Origin of the sequence: Streptomyces sp. NPDC050528, from assembly GCF_044457795.1 — a bacterium.
Classification (GTDB): Bacteria; Actinomycetota; Actinomycetes; order Streptomycetales; family Streptomycetaceae; genus Streptomyces.
In genome coordinates, this window is the sequence record NZ_JBITHH010000002.1 from 202,107 (window position 1) to 220,179 (window position 18,073).

The window sequence follows — 18,073 nt, forward strand, 5'->3', positions numbered from 1 at the left end:
TTCCAACCTAATTGATCAGCCCGTGACGCGAGCTGTCGTCGCGTCGTCCTCCAGGGCAACAACAGGTACGTCCGGCTTGAGTGCCGGTATCAGTGCCAGGACCGACAGAACGAAGAAAACCGCGGTGAGCAGGGCGGGTGTGTTCAGCCCCCAGGCCGTGGCAACGGCGCCACCGAGGAGGGCGCCCAGCGGGGCCCCGGCGACGGCCAGGGTACGGAAGGCGGAGCTGACCCGGCCCAGCATGTCGGCGGGGGCGCGCTGCTGCATCAGCGTGGTCGTGTTGACGTTCCACACCATGCCCATGAATCCGAAGACGGCGAGGGCCACCGCGACGAAGGCAAGGCTCCGCACGCTGCCCATGACGACGAGGGCGCCGATCTGCACGAGACCCGCGAGCAGCACGCTCCGCAGTGGGCCCAGCCGGGTGGTGATCCGCCGGTGCACCACTCCCCCGGCCAGGCCGCCGATGGTGTACGCGGTGGTCGCCGCCGCGTATCCGGCGGTTCCGGCGTCCAGCCAGCCGGTCACGAGGACGACCAGGGTGGCGATCAGGGCGCCCATGCCCATGTTGCACAGCGCTGTCGCGGCGCACAGTCCCCGCAGGGGCCGGTCGCGCCACAGCGTGCGCAGCCCGTCCGCGATCTCTCCGCGCAGCGTGCTGCCCGCCGGTTTCGGTGTGCGCTCGGGCGCCGTGATCCGCAGCGAGGCGACCAGCGCGGCGGCAAGGAGGAAGGTCCCCGCGTCGGCCGCGAAGGGCACGGCCGCCCCCGCGGCGAACAGCACCGGCACCACGGGTGCCCCCATCAGACCGCCCGCGATCTGCTGCCCGGTCATCAGCCGGGCGTTGGCGCTGCCGAGCGCCGCACGGTCCACCAGGGCCGGCAGCAGGGCCGTAGAGGCGTTGTCGAACAGGGTCTGGAGCGTGGTCAGTGCGAAGGCCAGCGCGATGAGCAGCGGGATCGAGGCGTGGCCGAGAGCGACGGCCACGGCGAAGGCGGCGACGAGCAGTCCGCGCACCGCGTCGACCGTCCACATCGCGCGCCGCTGGTCCACCCGGTCCGCGACCGCGCCGCCGAGCAGGCCGAAGATGATCCAGGGCAGATAGCCGCAGGCGGTCACGGAGGCGATGAGGAGAGGCCGGTCCGTGAGCGACACGGCGAGCAGCGGCAGTGCCGCACCCCGCAGCGCGTCCCCGAAGCGCGACACCACGGCCGCGCTCCACAGTCGCCCGAACCCCCCGCGCCACGCGGGCACATGACTGCCCGTCACCTCGACCGTCGTCACCGCTCCCCCTCACGATTCGTCACTTCACAAACCGTAGAGGGCACCACTGACAATCGGTCCGGGGCGGGTCGGCCACCGGACTGCGAAACAGCTCCGGCCAGACACCTTGTGGGCGTCCGGCCGGTTCAACTCCTAGATTTCTCCCCGCAGTTTGGCGAGCGCCTCGGCGAGGATCGCCTCGCCGTCCGCGTCGCTGCGCCGCTCCCGTACATACGCGAGGTGCGTCTTGTAGGGCTCGGTGCGCGGCGGGTCCGGCGGGTTGTCCCGGTCCTGTCCGGCCGGGAAGCCGCAGCGCGGGCAGTCCCAAGTGTCGGGAACCTGCGCGTCGCTGGCGAAGCTGGGCTGCGTCTCGTGCCCGTTGGAGCACCAGAAGGAGATGCGCAGCCGGGGCGCGGACTCGCCACGCTCGGCCTCGCCCATCGGCCCCGCCCCGACCCGGCTTCCACGGATCGCGTTGCCACTTGCCACGGTCGTAACTCCCTGCGTGATGGTGCCGCGAAGCGAGTCGGCGTTTTCGCTCCGTTGCGAGCGCCTCAGTCTACGTAAGGCCCAACGCGCGTCCAGTGGTTGGAGTTACAGCCCCTACACCTAGACGCAAGCCCCATGATAGGCCGCGCTCAGCTGCGCGTACCGAACATGGGGCCTTACGTACGGAATGTGCGACGGAACGTGCGGTCAGCTCGTCTTCATCAGCAGACCGAGTACGACGATGCAGGCGAACCAGAGCACACCGAGCACCACGGTGATGCGGTCCAGGTTGCGCTCGGCGACCGACGAGCCGCCGACGGACGACGCCATGCCGCCACCGAACATGTCGGAGAGACCGCCGCCCTTCCCCTTGTGCATCAGCACCAGCAGCATCAGCAGCAGGCTGAAGACGATCAGGGCGATCGAGAACCCCAAAACCACGGCTGGACCAACTTCCTCGGATTCGGATGGACGACAGGGGCATAGCGGCTGGCGCTATGCCCCCGCAAGGGTACGACGGATCGTCGCTACCGCCTACACGCGGCCGGACTCACTGGTCGCGGAAGCGCACGATCTTGACGAACTCGTCGGCGTCCAGGGAGGCACCGCCGACCAGGGCGCCGTCGACGTCGGGCTGGGCCATGATCTCGGCGACGTTGCCGGACTTGACGGAGCCGCCGTACTGGATGCGGACCTGGTCGGCCAGCTCCTGGGTGTACAGCTCGGCGAGCTTGCCGCGGATGGCCTGGCAGACCTCCTGGGCGTCGCCGGCGCCGCAGACCTTGCCGGTGCCGATGGCCCAGACGGGCTCGTAGGCGATGACGATCGACTCGGCCTGCTCGGCCGGGACGTCCTTGAGGCCGCCCTCGACCTGGGAGAGGGTGTGGGCAACGTGGTTGCCCGCCTCGCGGACGTCCAGCTCCTCGCCGACGCAGAGGATCGGGGTCAGGCCGTGCTTGTGGGCGGCCTTCACCTTGGCGTTGACGACCTCGTCGGTCTCGGCGTGGTACTGGCGGCGCTCGGAGTGGCCGATCGCCACGTAGGTGCACTTGAGCTTGGCCAGCATCGCACCGGAGATCTCGCCGGTGTAGGCGCCGGAGTCGTGCGCCGAGATGTCCTGGGCGCCGTACTTGATCTTGAGCTTGTCGCCGTCGACCAGGGTCTGCACGGAGCGCAGGTCGGTGAAGGGCGGCAGGACGGCGACCTCGACGGCCTCGTAGTCCTTGTCCGCGAGGGCGAAGGCGAGCTTCTGGACGTGGGCGATGGCCTCGAGGTGGTTGAGGTTCATCTTCCAGTTGCCCGCCATGATCGGCGTGCGCGTGCTCATGTAGGTCAGTCCTCCAGTGCGGCGAGGCCGGGGAGCGTCTTGCCCTCTAGGTATTCGAGGGAGGCGCCGCCGCCGGTCGAGATGTGGCCGAATGCGGTCTCGTCGAAGCCCAGGATCCGGACGGCCGCGGCGGAGTCGCCACCGCCGACGACCGTGAAGGCCGGGGAGTCGAGAAGGGCCTGGGCGACCGCCTTGGTGCCCTCGGCGTAGTCGGGGTGCTCGAAGACGCCCATCGGACCGTTCCAGAAGATGGTGGCCGCGTCGGCGAGCTTCGAGGCGTACAGGGCACCGGTCTCGGGACCGATGTCGAGGCCCATCTGGTCGGCGGGGATGGCGTCCGCGGCGACGGTGGTGGGGTTGGACGGGGCCTTCGTCTTCAGGTCCGGGAACGCGGACGAGGTCACGACGTCGACCGGGACGACCAGCTCGACGCCGTTCTTCGCGGCGCGCTCGACGTACTCGGTGACGGCGGGAATCTGGTCGTCCTGTACCAGGGAGGCGCCGATCTCGTAGCCCTGGGCCTTGAGGAAGGTGAAGGCCATGCCGCCGCCGATGAGGATGCGGTCGGCCTTGCCGAGCAGCTGGTCGATGACGGCGAGCTTGTCGGAGACCTTGGAGCCGCCGAGGGCGACCACGTAGGGCCGCTTGACGTCCTCGGTGAGCTTCTTCAGGACGCCGACCTCGGTGGCGATGAGGTAGCCGGCGTAGTGCGGCAGGCGGGCCGGAAGGTCGTACACGGAGGCGTGCTTGCGGTGCACGGCACCGAAACCGTCCCCTACGTAGACATCCGCCAGGGCGGCGAGCTGGTCGGCGAACTCGCCGCGCTCGGTGTCGTCCTTGGAGGTCTCGCCCGCGTTGAAGCGCAGGTTCTCGATGACCGCGACCTGGCCGGGCTCCAAGCCGCGCACCGCGTCGTGGGCGGCGGGGCCGACGGTGTCCTGGGCGAACGCGACCGGCGCGCCGAGGAGTTCGGCGAGGCGCTCGGCCGGCTGGAGGAGGGAGAAGGCCGGGTCCGGGGCGCCCTTGGGGCGGCCCAGGTGCGAGGCCACGATCACCTTGGCGCCCGCCTCGACGAGGGCCTTGACGGTGGGCAGCACGGCGCGAATGCGGCCGTCGTCGCTGATGAGGCCGTCGGCCAGCGGGACGTTGAGGTCGGCGCGGACGAAGACCCGCTTGCCGTCCACGCCTTCGGCGAGAAGTTCGTCGATCGTCTTCATAAAGGGACTCCTAGGGAGGGCTCTTCAGATCCGAGAGGGCTGATCGATCACTACGTAGCGAAGGTTCGGACACTACGTAGCAAGGGCTCGGACAGCGCGGCGTGCGCTGCCCGAGCCCTGACTCACATCGAGTTGCCTGCTCTGGGAGTTAGAGCTGGCCGCCGACGAAGACCGTGAGGTCGACGAGGCGGTTGGAGTAGCCCCACTCGTTGTCGTACCAGCCGAGGATCTTCACCGTGTTGCCTTCCTGAACCATGGTCAGGAGGGAGTCGAAGGTGCAGGAGGCCTGGTCGCCGACGATGTCGGAGGAGACGATCGGGTCCTCGGTGTAGGACAGGTAGCCCTTGAGGTCGCCGTCGTCGGCGGCCTTCTTGAACGCGGCGTTGACCTCGTCCTTGGTGACCTCGCGCTGCAGCGTCACGACCAGGTCGGTGGCCGAACCGGTCGGGACCGGGACGCGCATCGCGATGCCGTCCAGCTTGCCCTTGAGCTGCGGGAGGACCAGGGCGGTCGCCTTGGCGGCACCGGTCGTGGTCGGGATGATGTTCTCGGCGGCGGCACGCGCGCGGCGCAGGTCCGAGTGCGGGAAGTCCAGGATGCGCTGGTCGTTCGTGTACGCGTGGACCGTCGTCATCAGGCCCTTGACGATGCCGAAGTTCTCGTCGAGAACCTTGGCCATCGGCGCCACACAGTTGGTGGTGCAGGAGGCGTTCGAGATGACGTGGTGGTTGGCCGCGTCGTACTTGTCCTGGTTGACGCCCATCACGATCGTGATGTCCTCGTCCTTGGCCGGAGCCGAGATGAGGACCTTCTTGGCGCCGCCGGCGATGTGCTTCTCGGCGTCGGCCTTCTTCGTGAAGATGCCGGTCGACTCGATGACGATGTCGACGCCCAGCTCGCCCCACGGGATGTCGGCGGGGTTGCGCTCGGACAGCACCTTGATCGTGTGCCCGTCGACGGTGATCGTGTCGGCGGTGTGCGACACCTCGGCCTGGAGGCGGCCCAGGATGGTGTCGTACTTGAGCAGGTGAGCGGTGGTCGCGGTGTCACCCAGGTCGTTGACAGCCACGATCTCGATGTCAGCACCCTGCTTCAGCAGCGCGCGGAAGTAGTTACGACCGATGCGGCCAAAGCCGTTGATGCCTACGCGGATCGTCACGAACCGATCTCCTCGTTGGTACGCCGGCTCAGTGCCGGCGAGTTGTATGGGATGTCCCCGACCGCCTACGACCCTACCTCCCTGAGGCCTCCGTGGTGACATCGAGATGCCCCATACACGGCAGGGCGGTCCGTACCCGCCAGTAGGGGTACGGACCGCCCTTGATGTTCATGACATCGTCACACAGGGTCAGCTGGTCAGAGCCGTCAGCGCCTTCTTGAGCAGGGCCGCACGGTCGGTCGCCGAGGTCACCTGTTCCAGGCCGAAGCCGAGCAGCACGGTGCGGTCGGTGGTGATCGCGCCGTACGTCTGGAACAGGGCTCCGGTGCGGGCCCAGTCGTTCAGGACCGCGGGGCTGCCGGCGGGCGGGCCCGGCACGCTCCAGGCGCCCAGCGAGGTCTCGAAGCCCTCGGTCTGGGTCGCCGTGCCGCCGACGACGAGCGAGGTGTCGTCGGCGAGGACGCCGTGACCACCGGTGTTCGGGTCGGTGATGTAACTGAGCGAGACCTCCACGGACTTGCCGGCGTAGGCGCTCAGGTCGAAGCCGACCTGCTGCCAGCCGTTGGAGGCGCCGGTGAAGCTGTTCCACGAGCCGGAGGTGCCGGTCGCGGTGCAGCCGCTGGTGGCGACGGTCAAGTAGTGCTTGAGCCACGGGTGTTCGGCGACCAGGAAGCCGGCCGCGCACTCGGACGGAAGCGCGGTGCTGCTGGCGCCGCCGAGGTCCGGGAGCGTGGTCCAGTCGTCGGCTCCGGTGGTGTGGATCTCGACCACGGCGTGGTCGTAGCCGGGCTCGGTGTCCCACAGCAGCTCGCTGCGCAGCGTGGGCTTGTCGGCCGCGCTCACGCCGGTGAGGTCGATGGTGCGGGTGAGGCGCTTGTAGGAGTCGTCGGTGTGGACGGCGGCCGCCATGTAGGAGCCCGCGTACGGGCCGTACGGGTTGACGGTCCCGGCGAACTGGCCCGCGCCCGCGCTCGCGAACTGCGGGTACGTGGTGGGCGACAGCGAGTCGGAGGTGACGCTGTAGGTGCCGGCCCGGTCCAGCGGGTTGCCGGGCGCGCCGCTGAGCGGCCCGGTGAAGCCGGCGAGCTTTCCGGAGCCGGTGAAACCGGTGGCCCCGGGGGTCGACGTACGCGAATAGGCGCCCAAGTAGTACTGGCTGAAGTCGTTCGAGGGGGTGCCGTCGCCGAGGTCGACGGAGCCGCCGGCCTGTTCGCCGGCCTCGATCAGCTTGCCGCCCTCGTTGAGGAAGGCGCGCAGCTGGAGCTGGGTGTCGTTGCCCGGTCCCGCCGCGCCCGAGTAGTGGACGACCGTCTTGAAGTGGTCGAGCACGCCGAGCGCGTCGGGCGCGCCCTGGGTGGCGACGTCCCAGACGACCGCCTTGCGTCCGTCCGCCTTCAGGGCGTCGACGTAGGTCTGCGCCTGGGTGGCGGCGGCACCTTCCTCGGCGACCACGAGGGTGTCGGCCGCGGGCCTGTTGGCCACCGTGTAGGTGAAGTGCGCGCTGGAGGTGGGCTTCCCGGCCTTGGTCTCGCCGGTGAACCAGACCTCGACCTTGTCGCCCGGGTCGCCGTCCTTGACCTTGGCCCGGTACTCGTCGAAGTACAGGTTGTCGTCCCCGCCGTAGGTCTGGCCGCCCTTCCAGGACTTGAGTGCCATGTCCTCCGTACGGCCGCCGTTGACGCGGTACTTGAGCTCCTTGTCGCGCACGGACTTCCGTACGACGACGGAGACCTCCTGGTCGGCGCCGCGCGAGTACGACGTCGGGAAGGTGGCCGGGGTGAAGTCGGCGGCGCTGAGGCCGACCGACGACGTGGGCTGGTCGGGGTGGACGGCGGTCTCGGCGACGGAGAGCGCGAAGGGGATGTTCTTCTCGAACTCGTCCTGGATCAGCTTCTCGTCGTCGGGGAAGTTGAAGACGGACTGGCAGTCGGCCGCGTTCCAGGCGTCGTTCGGGTCGATGTTCGACGCGGTCTGGCAGGTCGACATCTCCGGGGTGAACATCGACATGCTGTTGACGTTCGACGCGTGGCCGTCCGCCTCGCCGTTGGTCGTGTACAGCTCCGAGGAGACCTGTGAGCGGTAGCCGGGGATCGCCGGGTTGTCCGGGGTGCCGGCGAGCGCCTTGTAGAGGACGTCGTCCGGGGTCGGGGTCGCGACCTGCCAGCCGACTCCGTAGAGGAGGAGTTCGGCGGCGGAGTGGTAGTTGATGCCGTAGGTGAAGCCGATCCGCTTCTCGAAGGAGTCGAGTGCCTGGGTCTCCGGTTCGGAGGCCGGAGCCGTGCCGCGGTAGGTCTCACTCGTGGGGTTCGGGGACGAACCCTCGTCGTCGTAGCCCCACTTGTAGGCGAAGTTGCGGTTGAGGTCGACGCCGTCGCCGGTGGAGATGGTGCCGTCGCCGTTGACGTCCCGCAGGTTCTTGCGCCACAGGCGGGTGTCGGAGTTCTGGAAGGTGTAGTCGTAGCCGTCCGGGTTGGCGGAGAGCACGAACCACAGTTCCGTGGAGTCGACGATCTTCTTGATGCGCTTGTCGGTCTTGTAGTTGTCCAGGTAGTAGTGCATCAGCCGGCGGGTCATTTCCGGCGTGATCCACTCGCGCGCGTGCTGGTTGGACATGTACAGCACCGAGGGCTTGGAGCCGTCCTTGGTCGTCTTCGCGCCCTTGGTCAGTTTGAGCGCGAGGATGTCCTGGCCGTCGATCGTCTTGCCGATGGACTCGACCTTGGTGAGACCGGGGTTGGCCTGGCCGGTCTTGACGATCTCCTCTTCGAGCCCGCCGCTTCCGCTGTACGGGCGGAACACGCCCTGCGCCGCGTCCTCGACGCGCGTCTCGGCCTTGGCCGACAGGGTGTGTTCGGTGAGGTCGACGCCCTGCTTCTCCAGCTTCTGGGCCTGCTGGTCGGTGAGGTAGACCTCCACGGCGGTCTTGCCGGACGCGGAGAACTGGTTGTCGCCGAGTTCGTGGGCGTCCTGCCCGGCCTTCAGGAGCAGGGGTATCTGCTTCTGGGTGACGTCGGCGTGGAAGACCTTGACCTCGGCGGGGTCGGCCTTCGTCGGACTCCCGCCCTGTGCCTGGGCGATCGGTGCGACGCTCGCCCCTGCGATCAGGAGCGCGCCGACAGCGAGGATCGATCTCGCTCTGTGTCTCATGAACCCCCCTAGCAATCGTTCGCCGCAGCGGCGAACAGTTGCCAGGCTCATGACACTTCATGATCGAGTCAAGGGCGCTTCAAGGACACACAAATGGCCGGGTGGGGTCTTTCGGGAACGTGGCGGACCGTGCCGGGGAGACGGGAGCCGCCAGCCGTTGCTCTGCGGGACCCATGCAGCCTTGCGTTTCGGCCGGGCCGGGCGGTGCTGACGGGTCGTCAGCGGCCGATCGAGGAGACCCAGGACAGCAATACGCCGGTGCCGACGCCCCAAGTGGGCGTCGGCACCGGCGTATTGACGGATCATCGGCCGACCCGCGTCGAGTGATCGTCAGCCGACCATGTTGTCGGCCATCTCCTCGGTGATGCTGGACTCCGTGCCCGGGATGCCGAGGTCCTGGGCGCGCTTGTCGGCCATCGCCAGCAGGCGGCGGATACGGCCGGCGACCGCGTCCTTGGTGAGCGGCGGGTCGGCGAGCGCGCCCAGCTCCTCCAGGGAGGCCTGCTTGTGGTCCATGCGCAGGCGGCCCGCTGCCGCGAGGTGCTCGGGGACCTCGTCGGCGAGGATCTCCAGCGCGCGCTGGACACGGGCGCCGGCGGCGACGGCCGCGCGGGCCGAGCGGCGCAGGTTGGCGTCGTCGAAGTTGGCGAGGCGGTTCGCCGTGGCGCGCACCTCGCGGCGCATCCGGCGCTCCTCCCAGGCCAGCACCGACTCGTGCGCGCCGAGCCGGGTGAGCAGGGCGCCGATCGCGTCGCCGTCACGGACGACCACGCGGTCCACGCCGCGCACCTCACGGGCCTTCGCCGCGATCGACAGCCGGCGGGCGGCGCCGACCAGCGCGAGCGCGGCCTCGGGCCCCGGGCAGGTCACCTCCAGGGAGGAGGACCGGCCGGGCTCGGTCAGCGAGCCGTGCGCCAGGAACGCGCCTCTCCAGGCCGCCTCGGCGTCACAGGTCGCCCCGGAGACCACCTGCGGCGGCAGACCCCGGATGGGGCGTCCGCGGCCGTCCACGAGGCCTGTCTGCCTCGCCAGCTGATCGCCGCCCGCGACCACCCGGACGACGTAACGGGAGCCGCGGCGGAGGCCGCCGGGCGCCATCACGATCAGTTCGGAGCTGTGGCCGAAGATCTCCAGGATGTCCCGCTTGAGCCGGCGCGCCGCCATCGCGGTGTCCAGCTCCGCCTCGATCACGATGCGCCCGCTCACCAGGTGGAGGCCTCCGGCGAACCGCAGAATGGCGGAGACCTCCGCCTTCCTGCAGCAGGTCCGGGTGACGGGGAGCCGGGAGATCTCATCCTTCACCGCTGCCGTCATCGCCATGGGCCGATCCTTCCATGCATCCGAAAAATACGGTCGTACGCGGCGGCCAACAGCTCCGGGTCGTGCCTTGGAGTTCCGTCGGTCCGGGCCACCGGCGCCAGCTCGACCGCGGCGTCCAGCCGCTTGGCGGCTTCGGTGAGCGACGCGCGATCGGGCACGGCGGCCTCGTCGGCCAGCACCACGTCCAGGGCGAGTTTAGGGGCGTGTCGTCCCAAAACCTCCAAATGACGCTGCGGGGAGAAGCCATCGGTTTCTCCGGGCTGCGGCGCGAGGTTCAGGGAGAGTACCCGGCGCGCCTTCGTCTCGGTGAGCGCGTCGAGCAGTTCCGGCACCAGCAGGTGCGGGATCACCGACGAGAACCAGGACCCCGGGCCGAGCACCACCCAGTCCGCGTCGAGCACGGCGGCGACGGCCTCGGGCACGGCGGGCGGGTCGTGCGGTACGACGTGCACGGACATCACCTCGCCGGGCGTGAGCGCCACGGTCGCCTGCCCCCGCACGGTGTCGACGTCGTCGGGCCGCGCCGGATCGTGCCCCTTGACCAGGGCCTGGAGCTCCAGCGGTACGGCGGACATGGGCAGCACGCGCCCGTGCGCGCCGAGCAGCTTGCCGACCAGGTCGAGGGCCTGGACGTGGTCGCCGAGCTGCTCCCACAGGGCGACGATCAGCAGATTGCCGACCGCGTGCTCGTGCAGGTCGCCCTTGGACTGGAAGCGGTGCTGGATGACGCGGGCCCAGGTCTGGCCCCAGTCGTCGTCGCCGCACAGCGCGGCGAGGGCCTTGCGGAGGTCGCCGGGGGGCAGTACGCCGAGTTCGTCGCGCAGGCGTCCGCTGGAGCCGCCGTCGTCGGCCACGGTGACGACGGCGGTGAGGTCGCCGGTGATGCGGCGCAGTGCGGTGAGCGAGGCGGACAGGCCCATGCCGCCGCCGAGGGCGACCACCTTGGGCTGGGTGCCGCGCCGGCGCGGCTTGCCGCCGCGGGCCTCCACGGGCCGGGTCGTCCGCCCTTCGGGCACCACGCGGCGCAGCCTGCCCAGCCGTGGGCTACGTCCTGTCATTCCCGTCCCATGTCCCGGTGTACGACCACCGTCTCCACGCCCTCGGCCGCGAGGCGCGCGGCGAGCTTCTCCGCGGTGGCGACCGAGCGGTGCTTGCCGCCGGTGCAGCCGATCGCGATCGTCACGTACCGCTTGCCCTCGCGCCGGTAGCCGGCCGCGATGAGCCGCAGGAGCTCGGCGTACCGGTCGAGGAACTCCTTGGCGCCGGGCTGGTTGAAGACGTACGCCGAGACCTCTTCGTTGAGGCCGTTGAAGGGGCGCAGCTCCGGGATCCAGTGCGGGTTGGGCAGGAAGCGCATGTCGGCGACGAGGTCGGCGTCGACCGGGAGGCCGTACTTGAAGCCGAAGGACATGACGGTGGCCCGGAGTTCGGGCTCCTCCTCGCCGGCGAACTGGGCGTCCATCTTGGCGCGCAGTTCGTGGACGTTGAGGCTGGAGGTGTCGATGACGAGGTCGGCGTCGCCGCGCAGTTCGCGCAGGAGTTCGCGTTCGGCGTCGATGCCGTCGACGATGCGGCCGTCGCCCTGGAGGGGGTGGGGGCGGCGCACCGACTCGAAGCGGCGCACCAGGGCCTCGTCGGAGGACTCCAGGAAGACGATCCGCCGGGTGACGTGCTTCGACTCCAGGTCGGCGAGGGACTCGCGGAGGTTGTCGAAGAAGCGCCGGCCGCGGACGTCGACGACGACCGCGATGCGTGCCACGTTGCCCTGGGAGCGGGCGCCGAGCTCCACCATGGTGGGGATCAGGGCGGGCGGGAGGTTGTCGACGACGAACCAGCCGAGGTCCTCCAGGCACTTGGCGGCGGTGGACCGTCCGGCTCCGGACATGCCGGAGATGATCACCAGCTCGGGGATGGCCGCTTCGGGCACCCCGGGGGTCGTGCTGTCCGTACTCACCTGTGCTCCGTCGTCCTGGACCTCTTGTTGCGGAGCCCGATCGTCGCCGGTTTCCTTGTGCGTCCGATCTCGGTCCGCTGTGGGCTGCTTCTCTTGTTCGGTCATGTCTCCTGCCCCCGTCGCTCGTCCGGGGCTCCCGCGGGTACGGGCTCCCCTGGGGCACCCGCCGTGGTCCCGGGTGTCCCGTCTTCCGTGTCTTCCATGATCTCTCCAGTCGCCGTGTTCACGGCGGGTGCGGCCGGGGCCGCCTGGGCGAGGGCGACCGCGATGGTCTCGGCGGTCTTGCGACCTATGCCCGGAACCTCGCAGATCTGGTCGATTGTCGCGGATCGCAGCTTCTTCACCGAACCGAAGTGCTTGATCAGCGCCTGTTTGCGGGTCTCGCCGAGGCCGGGCACGTCGTCCAGGGGGCTCGACCGGAACCGCTTGGCCCGCTTGGCGCGCTGATAGGTGATCGCGAAACGGTGGGCCTCGTCGCGGACGCGCTGGAGGAGGTAAAGGCCCTCGCTGGTGCGGGGCAGGACCACCGGGTCGTCGTCGTCCGGGAGCCAGACCTCCTCCAGGCGCTTGGCGAGGCCGCACACGGCGATGTCGTCGATGCCCAGCTCGTCCAGGGCCTTCTTGGCGGCGGCGACCTGCGGCTGCCCGCCGTCGACCACGACGAGCTGCGGCGGATAGGCGAACCGCTTGGGGCGGCCCTCCTCGTCCTTGAGGTCCCTCAGCTCGTCACCGTCCGCCCACTCCCCCGTCTTCTCCTTCTCGGCGAGATAGCGCCGGAAGCGGCGGGTGATCACCTCGTGCATGGAGCGGACGTCGTCCTGGCCCTCGAAGCCCTTGATCTGGAAGCGGCGGTACTCGCTCTTGCGCGCCAGCCCGTCCTCGAAGACGACCATCGACGCCACGACGTCGTCGCCCTGGAGGTGCGAGATGTCGTAGCACTCGATCCTGAGCGGGGCGCTGTCCAGGTCGAGGGCCTCGGCGATCTCCTCCAGGGCGCGGGAGCGGGTGGTGAGGTCGGAGGCGCGCTTGGTCTTGTGGAGGATCAGCGACTGCTGGGCGTTGCGCGCGACGGTCTCCATGAGGGACTTCTTGTCGCCGCGCTGCGGGATGCGCAGCGACACGTTCGCCCCGCGCCGGTCGGTGAGCCACTGCTGGACGGGCTCCACCGGGTCGGGCAGGGCCGGGACGAGGACCTCCTTGGGGACGGAGTCCCCGGTCTCCTCGCCGTAGAGCTGCTGGAGGGCGTGTTCGACGAGGGCCGCGGTGGTGACGTCCTCGACCTTGTCGGTGACCCAGCCGCGCTGGCCGCGCACGCGTCCGCCGCGGACGTGGAAGATCTGGACGGCCGCCTCCAGCTCGTCCTCGGCGACGGCGATCAGGTCGGCGTCGGTGGCGTCGGCGAGGACGACGGCGCTCTTCTCCATGGCCTTCTTGAGGGCGTCGATGTCGTCGCGCAGGCGGGCGGCCCGCTCGTACTCCATCTCCTCGGCCGCGTCCGTCATCTGCTTCTCCAGACGGCGGATGTACGTGCCCGTGCGGCCGGCCATGAAGTCGCTGAACTCCTCGGCCAGTTCGCGGTGCTCCTCCTCGGAGACGCGGCCGACGCAGGGGGCGGAGCACTTGCCGATGTAGCCGAGCAGGCAGGGGCGGCCGGTGCGCGCGGCGTTCTTGAAGACGCCGGCCGAGCAGGTGCGGACGGGGAACACGCGCAGCAGGAGGTCCACGGTGTCGCGGATCGCCCAGGCGTGTCCGTACGGCCCGAAGTAGCGGACGCCCTTCTTCTTGTGACCGCGCATCACCTGCACGCGCGGGTACTCCTCGTTCATCGTCACCGCGAGGTACGGGTAGCTCTTGTCGTCGCGGTACTTGACGTTGAACCGGGGGTCGTACTCCTTGATCCAGGAGTACTCCAGCTGGAGTGCCTCGACCTCCGTGGACACCACCGTCCACTCCACCGACGCGGCCGTGGTGACCATCGTGCGCGTGCGCGGGTGGAGTCCGGCCAGGTCCTGGAAGTAGTTCGCCAGGCGCTGGCGCAGGCTCTTCGCCTTTCCGACGTAGATCACCCGGCGGTGCTCGTCGCGGAACTTGTAGACCCCGGGCGAGTCCGGGATCTCTCCCGGCCTGGGGCGGTAGCTGGAGGGATCGGCCATGTTTCACACCCTACTGGCGCGGGGTGACAGCGCGGCGGGGCTGTGGACAACGCCGGACACGCCCGGCGGAACTCCTGACGGAAGGATTGTCGGATGTCCTGCCGGAACTCTTACCGGGACTCCAGAAACGTGAGAACCGCCAGGACACGGCGGTGGTCGTCGGAGGCTTCCGGAAGGCGGAGTTTGCCCAGGATGCTGCGGACGTGCTTCTCGACGGTGCCCTCGGTGACCCACAGCCGGCGGCCGATGCCGGCGTTGGAGCGGCCCTCCGCCATCAGCGCCAGGACCTCGCGCTCGCGGGTGCTGAGGAAGGACAGCGGGTCGTCGCGGCGCTGCGCCGAGAAGAGTTCGTGCACCAGGGAGGGGTCGACGACCGAGCCGCCCTTGTGGATGCGGTCGAGGGCCTCGATGAAGTCGTCGACGACCGTGATCCGGCTCTTGAGGAGATATCCGACCTTGTGTCCGCCGGCCAGCAGCTCCAGGGCCTCCTCGACCTCGACGAACGCGGACAGCACGAGGATGCCGGTGTCGGGGTGGCGCTCCCGGATCGTGCGGGCCGCCTTGAGTCCCTCGGTGGAGTGGTCGGGCGGCATCCTGATGTCGACGATCGCGAGGTCGGGCCGCTCGGTGTCGACCAGTTCCAGGAGCCGTACCGCGTCGCCTGCCTGGCCCGTGACCTCGTAGCCCAGGCGTTCGCACAGGCTCGCGAGACCCTCCCTGAGCAGGACGTCGTCGTCGGCGAGGACGACCCGTCCCTTCGCGGTCTGCTGCGATGCGTCCATCGTCCCGGCTCCCCTTGCCCGACCAGTGCCGTGCGCCACGCACAGCCTGCCGGACCGGGTCGGGTACGGCTAGCCGGTAAGGGAATTGGGGGGTGACAGTGAAGACAGGGCGCCGCGTCCGGGCGATTCTCGTAGGAGTGCGAACGCGGGCGGACCGGTCGCCTCGGGCGAGGTGACGGCCCCGGGCAGGACGGTCGGAAGGGCTGCGGGAGATGCGGCGGACACGGGCAGACAGACGACGGCGGTCGGTCCGTGTCCGCCCGTACGAGGACGACACACGGTCCCTGAAGGACCTCCTCGACCCGCGGGACCCCGACGTGGTCCGCGCCAAGCAGCTGCGTGCGAGGACCTCGCGGCACCCCTAGAGCCGGACGGCTGCCTCTCCGTCCGAGAAGACCGCCCGACGCGTACGCGACGTCACCGAGTCCAAGGCTCCCCCCGACCTGGACCTCCGTCGCGTACGCCTCGGGCGGTCACCCCTCCGTGCGGGGAAGTGGCAGTCGTACGACGAGAGTTGTGCCCTCCCCCGGTGGGCTGACGACGTGCAGCTTGCCGCCGATCGCCTCGACGCGGTCGACGAGTCCGATGAGCCCGGAGCCGTGCCCGAGGTCGGCGCCGCCCACTCCGTCGTCGGCGATCGTCACCTCCAGGACGTCGTCCTCGACCCGCGCGGACACCGCCACGAAGCTCGCGCGCGCGTGCTTGACGGCGTTGGTGAGGCACTCGGAGGTCACGTAGTAGACGGCGACCTCGATCCGCTCCGGGAGGCGGCCGGCGGGCAGCCGCAGATCGAGTTCCACGGGGACGGCGGAGCGGCGGGCCAGCGCGCGCAGGGCCGGGCCCAGGCCGCCCTTGGAGAGGATCGCGGGGTGGATGCCGCGCGCGACCTGCAACAGGTCGCCGAAGGTGTCGTCCAGGCCCTTGGCGATGTGGTCCAGCTGCTCGGCGAGTTCCTCCGGCTGCTCGTCCAGCATCGACTGGGCCATTCTCAGGTCGAGTTGGAGCGAGACGAGCCGCTGTTGGACGCCGTCGTGCAGATCGCGTTCGATACGGCGCCTGGAGGCGTCGCCGGCGGCCACCACGCGCGCGCGTGACGCGGTGAGCTGGTCGCGGCTGTCGGCGTTGGCAAGGGCGGTGGCGACGAGTTCCGTGAAGTCGGCGAGCCGGGACTCGGTGCCCGGGGGCAGCGGCTCGGGTCCTGCGGCAGCCGCGACGACGGCACCCCACAGCCTGTCGTCGACGACGATCGGGACGCCCACCGAGCGGCCCACGCGCGCGGGGCGGGCGGTGCGCGCGACCTCGGCAGCGGCGGCGGTCTCGGCCTCGGCGGCGGGCCCTCGGGCGGAACCGAGGACGGTGGCGGCTCCGTCGGCGCCGTAGCGCAGGACCGCGGCGGAGCCGCTGCTCAGGACCCTGCCCACCTGGTCGGCGACTTCGGAGAACACCTCGTGCGGTGGCACCCCGCGTGCGACGAGGGTGGCGACCCGGCGCAGCGCGGTCTGTTCGCGGGCGGCGCGGCGGCTCTCGGTGACGTCGCGTGCTGCGGCGTAGATCAGGCCGTCCCGGGTGACCGGGCGGGCGCTCCACTGGAGCCAGCGTTCGGTGCCGTCGGCCCGGACGAAGCGGTTCTCGAACTCGGCCAGTTCGACGCCGCTGGCCAGCCGGTCGAGGACGGCACGCGTGCGTGCGCGGTCCTCCGGGTGCACGAGCTCCAGCCAGGGTCTGCCCAGGAGTACGTCGGCGGAGTGGCCGAGGGTCCGCTCGAAGGCGGGGTTCACGCGCTTGAAGTAGCCGTCGAGTCCCGCGATGCACAGCAGGTCGAGGGAGAGGTGGAAGATGCTCGCCAGTTCCTGCTCGGCCTTGTCGCGCCGCCCGTGCGCGGCGGCGAAGGACGCCATGGTGCCGTTCATGCCGCCGAGCAGCTGTGCCCAGGTCCCCTCGAACGCGGCGACGTCCGCGCGGTGGCCGAGCCGGTTGTCGTCGATCGCCGTGTTCATGGTGTGGATCTCGCCGGCGAGCCGTTCGGTGGTGACCCGCAGTTCCCTGAACGTGTCGGCCACGGCGCCGAGTTCGTCCCGGCCCGCGTACCGGATGTCGTACGACAGGTCGCCCTCGGAGAGCGCCCGGGCGCCCGCGGAGACCTCGCTGAGGGGGCGGGTGATCGACCGGCGCAGGGTCAGGGCGAGGAAGGTGACAGCGAACAGGACGGCCAGCGACACGCTGAGGTCGCGTGCCTCACGCGTGCGTGCGGTGTCGAGATCGCTTGCGGCGTCGCGGCCCAGTTCGGCGGCGGCCTGGTGCTGGATGACGCGCAGGGCCTCGATGCGCTGGGTCGACGCGGTCAGCCAACCGGCGTACGTGGGCCAGGCGTTCTTGTCGGCGTGCGGGTCGGCGAGGGTCTCGCGGGTCGTGCGGACGACGAGGCCGGGGTGTTGGAGGAGCGCGACGTAGAGCCTGCCCTTGAGGCCGGCGGGCGCGGTCTGGCCGAAGTCGTCCAGGAGGGCCTTCTCCAGGGCCGACCAGCGGTCCGTGGCGGTGGCGTGCGGGGCATCGGGGGTGTCGAACAGCACGGCCAGTTCGGTGCGTTCGCGTTCGGCGGCCTCGATGGCGTTCAGGAGCGCGATGTGGGCGTCGGCCGCCTGCCCGGAGGTGCGGGTGGGGCGGCCTGACTCCAGGGTGGCGGCCAGCTCCAGGAGGTCGTCCTCGATCGTGTCGTACTGGGCGGCGAGTTGGGGCGCGGTGAGGGAGCCGGTCCCCAACTGGAGCCGTAGGGCGTGCAGTTGGCGGCTCCGGGCGTCCAACCGGCCCGGTACATCGGGCGGTCCGGACCGGCCGGCGGCGCCCAGGAGGGCGGCGTTCAGGGCCTGGTCGGTGGCGTGCTGCGCGCCGGTGCGTTCCTTCAGGGTCGCCGGGCCGGGACGCAGCCTGGCCTTCACGGCGGCGATGCGTTCCCTGGCGATGGCATCGGTCAGCGCGGTGGTCCGGAACGACAGCCCGGTCGCCGTACGGAAGTCCCGCATCCTCTGCGCTTCGTGCCACTGGGTGAAGGCGCCGAACACGGTGAACGCCAGCATGCCAGTCACCGGGAGCAGCACCAGGAGCATCAGCTTGCGCCCGACGCGCAGCCGGGCGAGGAACGGGACGCGAGGGGCGGTGCCGGGCCGCGGGCGCCGTCGGCGGGGGCCGTGCGGGGCGGGGTGGTCGGAGCGCGGGCTGCGCAGCTCCGGGAGCGCGGTGGGCGTGGCGAGGTCGGGCTCGGGGC

13 protein-coding genes are annotated in these 18,073 nt (G+C 70.3%); all 13 read right to left on the bottom strand.

The genetic code is table 11. From position 1 onward, the window contains the following. Positions 1-15 precede the first annotated feature (15 nt). Complete coding sequence (locus tag ACIBK4_RS08280) at positions 16-1,284, bottom strand: MFS transporter (protein ID WP_398993330.1); 1,269 nt, start codon at positions 1,282-1,284, stop codon at positions 16-18. 132 nt (positions 1,285-1,416) lie between these two features. Continuing rightward, positions 1,417-1,752 carry an RNA polymerase-binding protein RbpA gene (locus ACIBK4_RS08285; RefSeq protein WP_003957010.1) on the bottom strand — a complete coding sequence of 112 codons (336 nt, stop codon included), beginning with the start codon at positions 1,750-1,752 and terminating at the stop codon, positions 1,417-1,419. 207 nt (positions 1,753-1,959) lie between these two features. After that, entirely contained in the window at positions 1,960-2,193 is a 234-nt protein-coding gene (secG, locus tag ACIBK4_RS08290) for a preprotein translocase subunit SecG (RefSeq protein WP_078652560.1), read from the bottom strand. A gap of 109 nt (positions 2,194-2,302) precedes the next feature. Further along, entirely contained in the window at positions 2,303-3,079 is a 777-nt protein-coding gene (gene tpiA, locus ACIBK4_RS08295; protein WP_398993333.1) for a triose-phosphate isomerase, read from the bottom strand. Positions 3,080-3,084: 5 nt separating this feature from the next. Further along, a complete protein-coding gene (locus ACIBK4_RS08300; protein WP_398993335.1) occupies positions 3,085-4,296 on the bottom strand; it encodes a phosphoglycerate kinase in 1,212 nt (403 codons plus the stop codon). A gap of 148 nt (positions 4,297-4,444) precedes the next feature. Next, entirely contained in the window at positions 4,445-5,455 is a 1,011-nt protein-coding gene (gap, locus tag ACIBK4_RS08305; protein ID WP_033283115.1) for a type I glyceraldehyde-3-phosphate dehydrogenase, read from the bottom strand. A gap of 189 nt (positions 5,456-5,644) precedes the next feature. Next, positions 5,645-8,602, bottom strand: a complete 2,958-nt coding sequence (locus ACIBK4_RS08310; protein ID WP_398993337.1) for a M14 family zinc carboxypeptidase — start codon at positions 8,600-8,602, stop codon at positions 5,645-5,647. Positions 8,603-8,932: 330 nt separating this feature from the next. Next, positions 8,933-9,922, bottom strand: coding sequence for a DNA-binding protein WhiA (whiA, locus tag ACIBK4_RS08315; protein WP_019067568.1), 990 nt, complete (start codon positions 9,920-9,922; stop codon positions 8,933-8,935). Beyond that, positions 9,913-10,980: a uridine diphosphate-N-acetylglucosamine-binding protein YvcK gene (gene yvcK, locus ACIBK4_RS08320; RefSeq protein ID WP_026150944.1), complete on the bottom strand. Its 1,068-nt coding sequence runs from the start codon at positions 10,978-10,980 to the stop codon at positions 9,913-9,915. The genes whiA and yvcK overlap by 10 nt, the downstream gene beginning before the upstream one ends. Continuing rightward, the gene (rapZ, locus tag ACIBK4_RS08325; RefSeq protein WP_398993340.1) at positions 10,977-11,981 is read right to left on the bottom strand and encodes an RNase adapter RapZ; all 1,005 of its coding nucleotides are present in this window, start codon (positions 11,979-11,981) and stop codon (positions 10,977-10,979) included. Before rapZ ends, yvcK begins: the two co-directional genes overlap by 4 nt. Continuing rightward, positions 11,978-14,029, bottom strand: a complete 2,052-nt coding sequence (gene uvrC / locus ACIBK4_RS08330) for an excinuclease ABC subunit UvrC (RefSeq protein WP_398993342.1) — start codon at positions 14,027-14,029, stop codon at positions 11,978-11,980. Before uvrC ends, rapZ begins: the two co-directional genes overlap by 4 nt. A gap of 110 nt (positions 14,030-14,139) precedes the next feature. Further along, positions 14,140-14,811, bottom strand: coding sequence for a response regulator (locus ACIBK4_RS08335; RefSeq protein ID WP_398993345.1), 672 nt, complete (start codon positions 14,809-14,811; stop codon positions 14,140-14,142). 473 nt (positions 14,812-15,284) lie between these two features. Next, the gene (locus ACIBK4_RS08340) at positions 15,285-17,915 is read right to left on the bottom strand and encodes a nitrate- and nitrite sensing domain-containing protein (RefSeq protein ID WP_398994376.1); all 2,631 of its coding nucleotides are present in this window, start codon (positions 17,913-17,915) and stop codon (positions 15,285-15,287) included. Between the last annotated feature and the right edge of the window lie 158 nt (positions 17,916-18,073).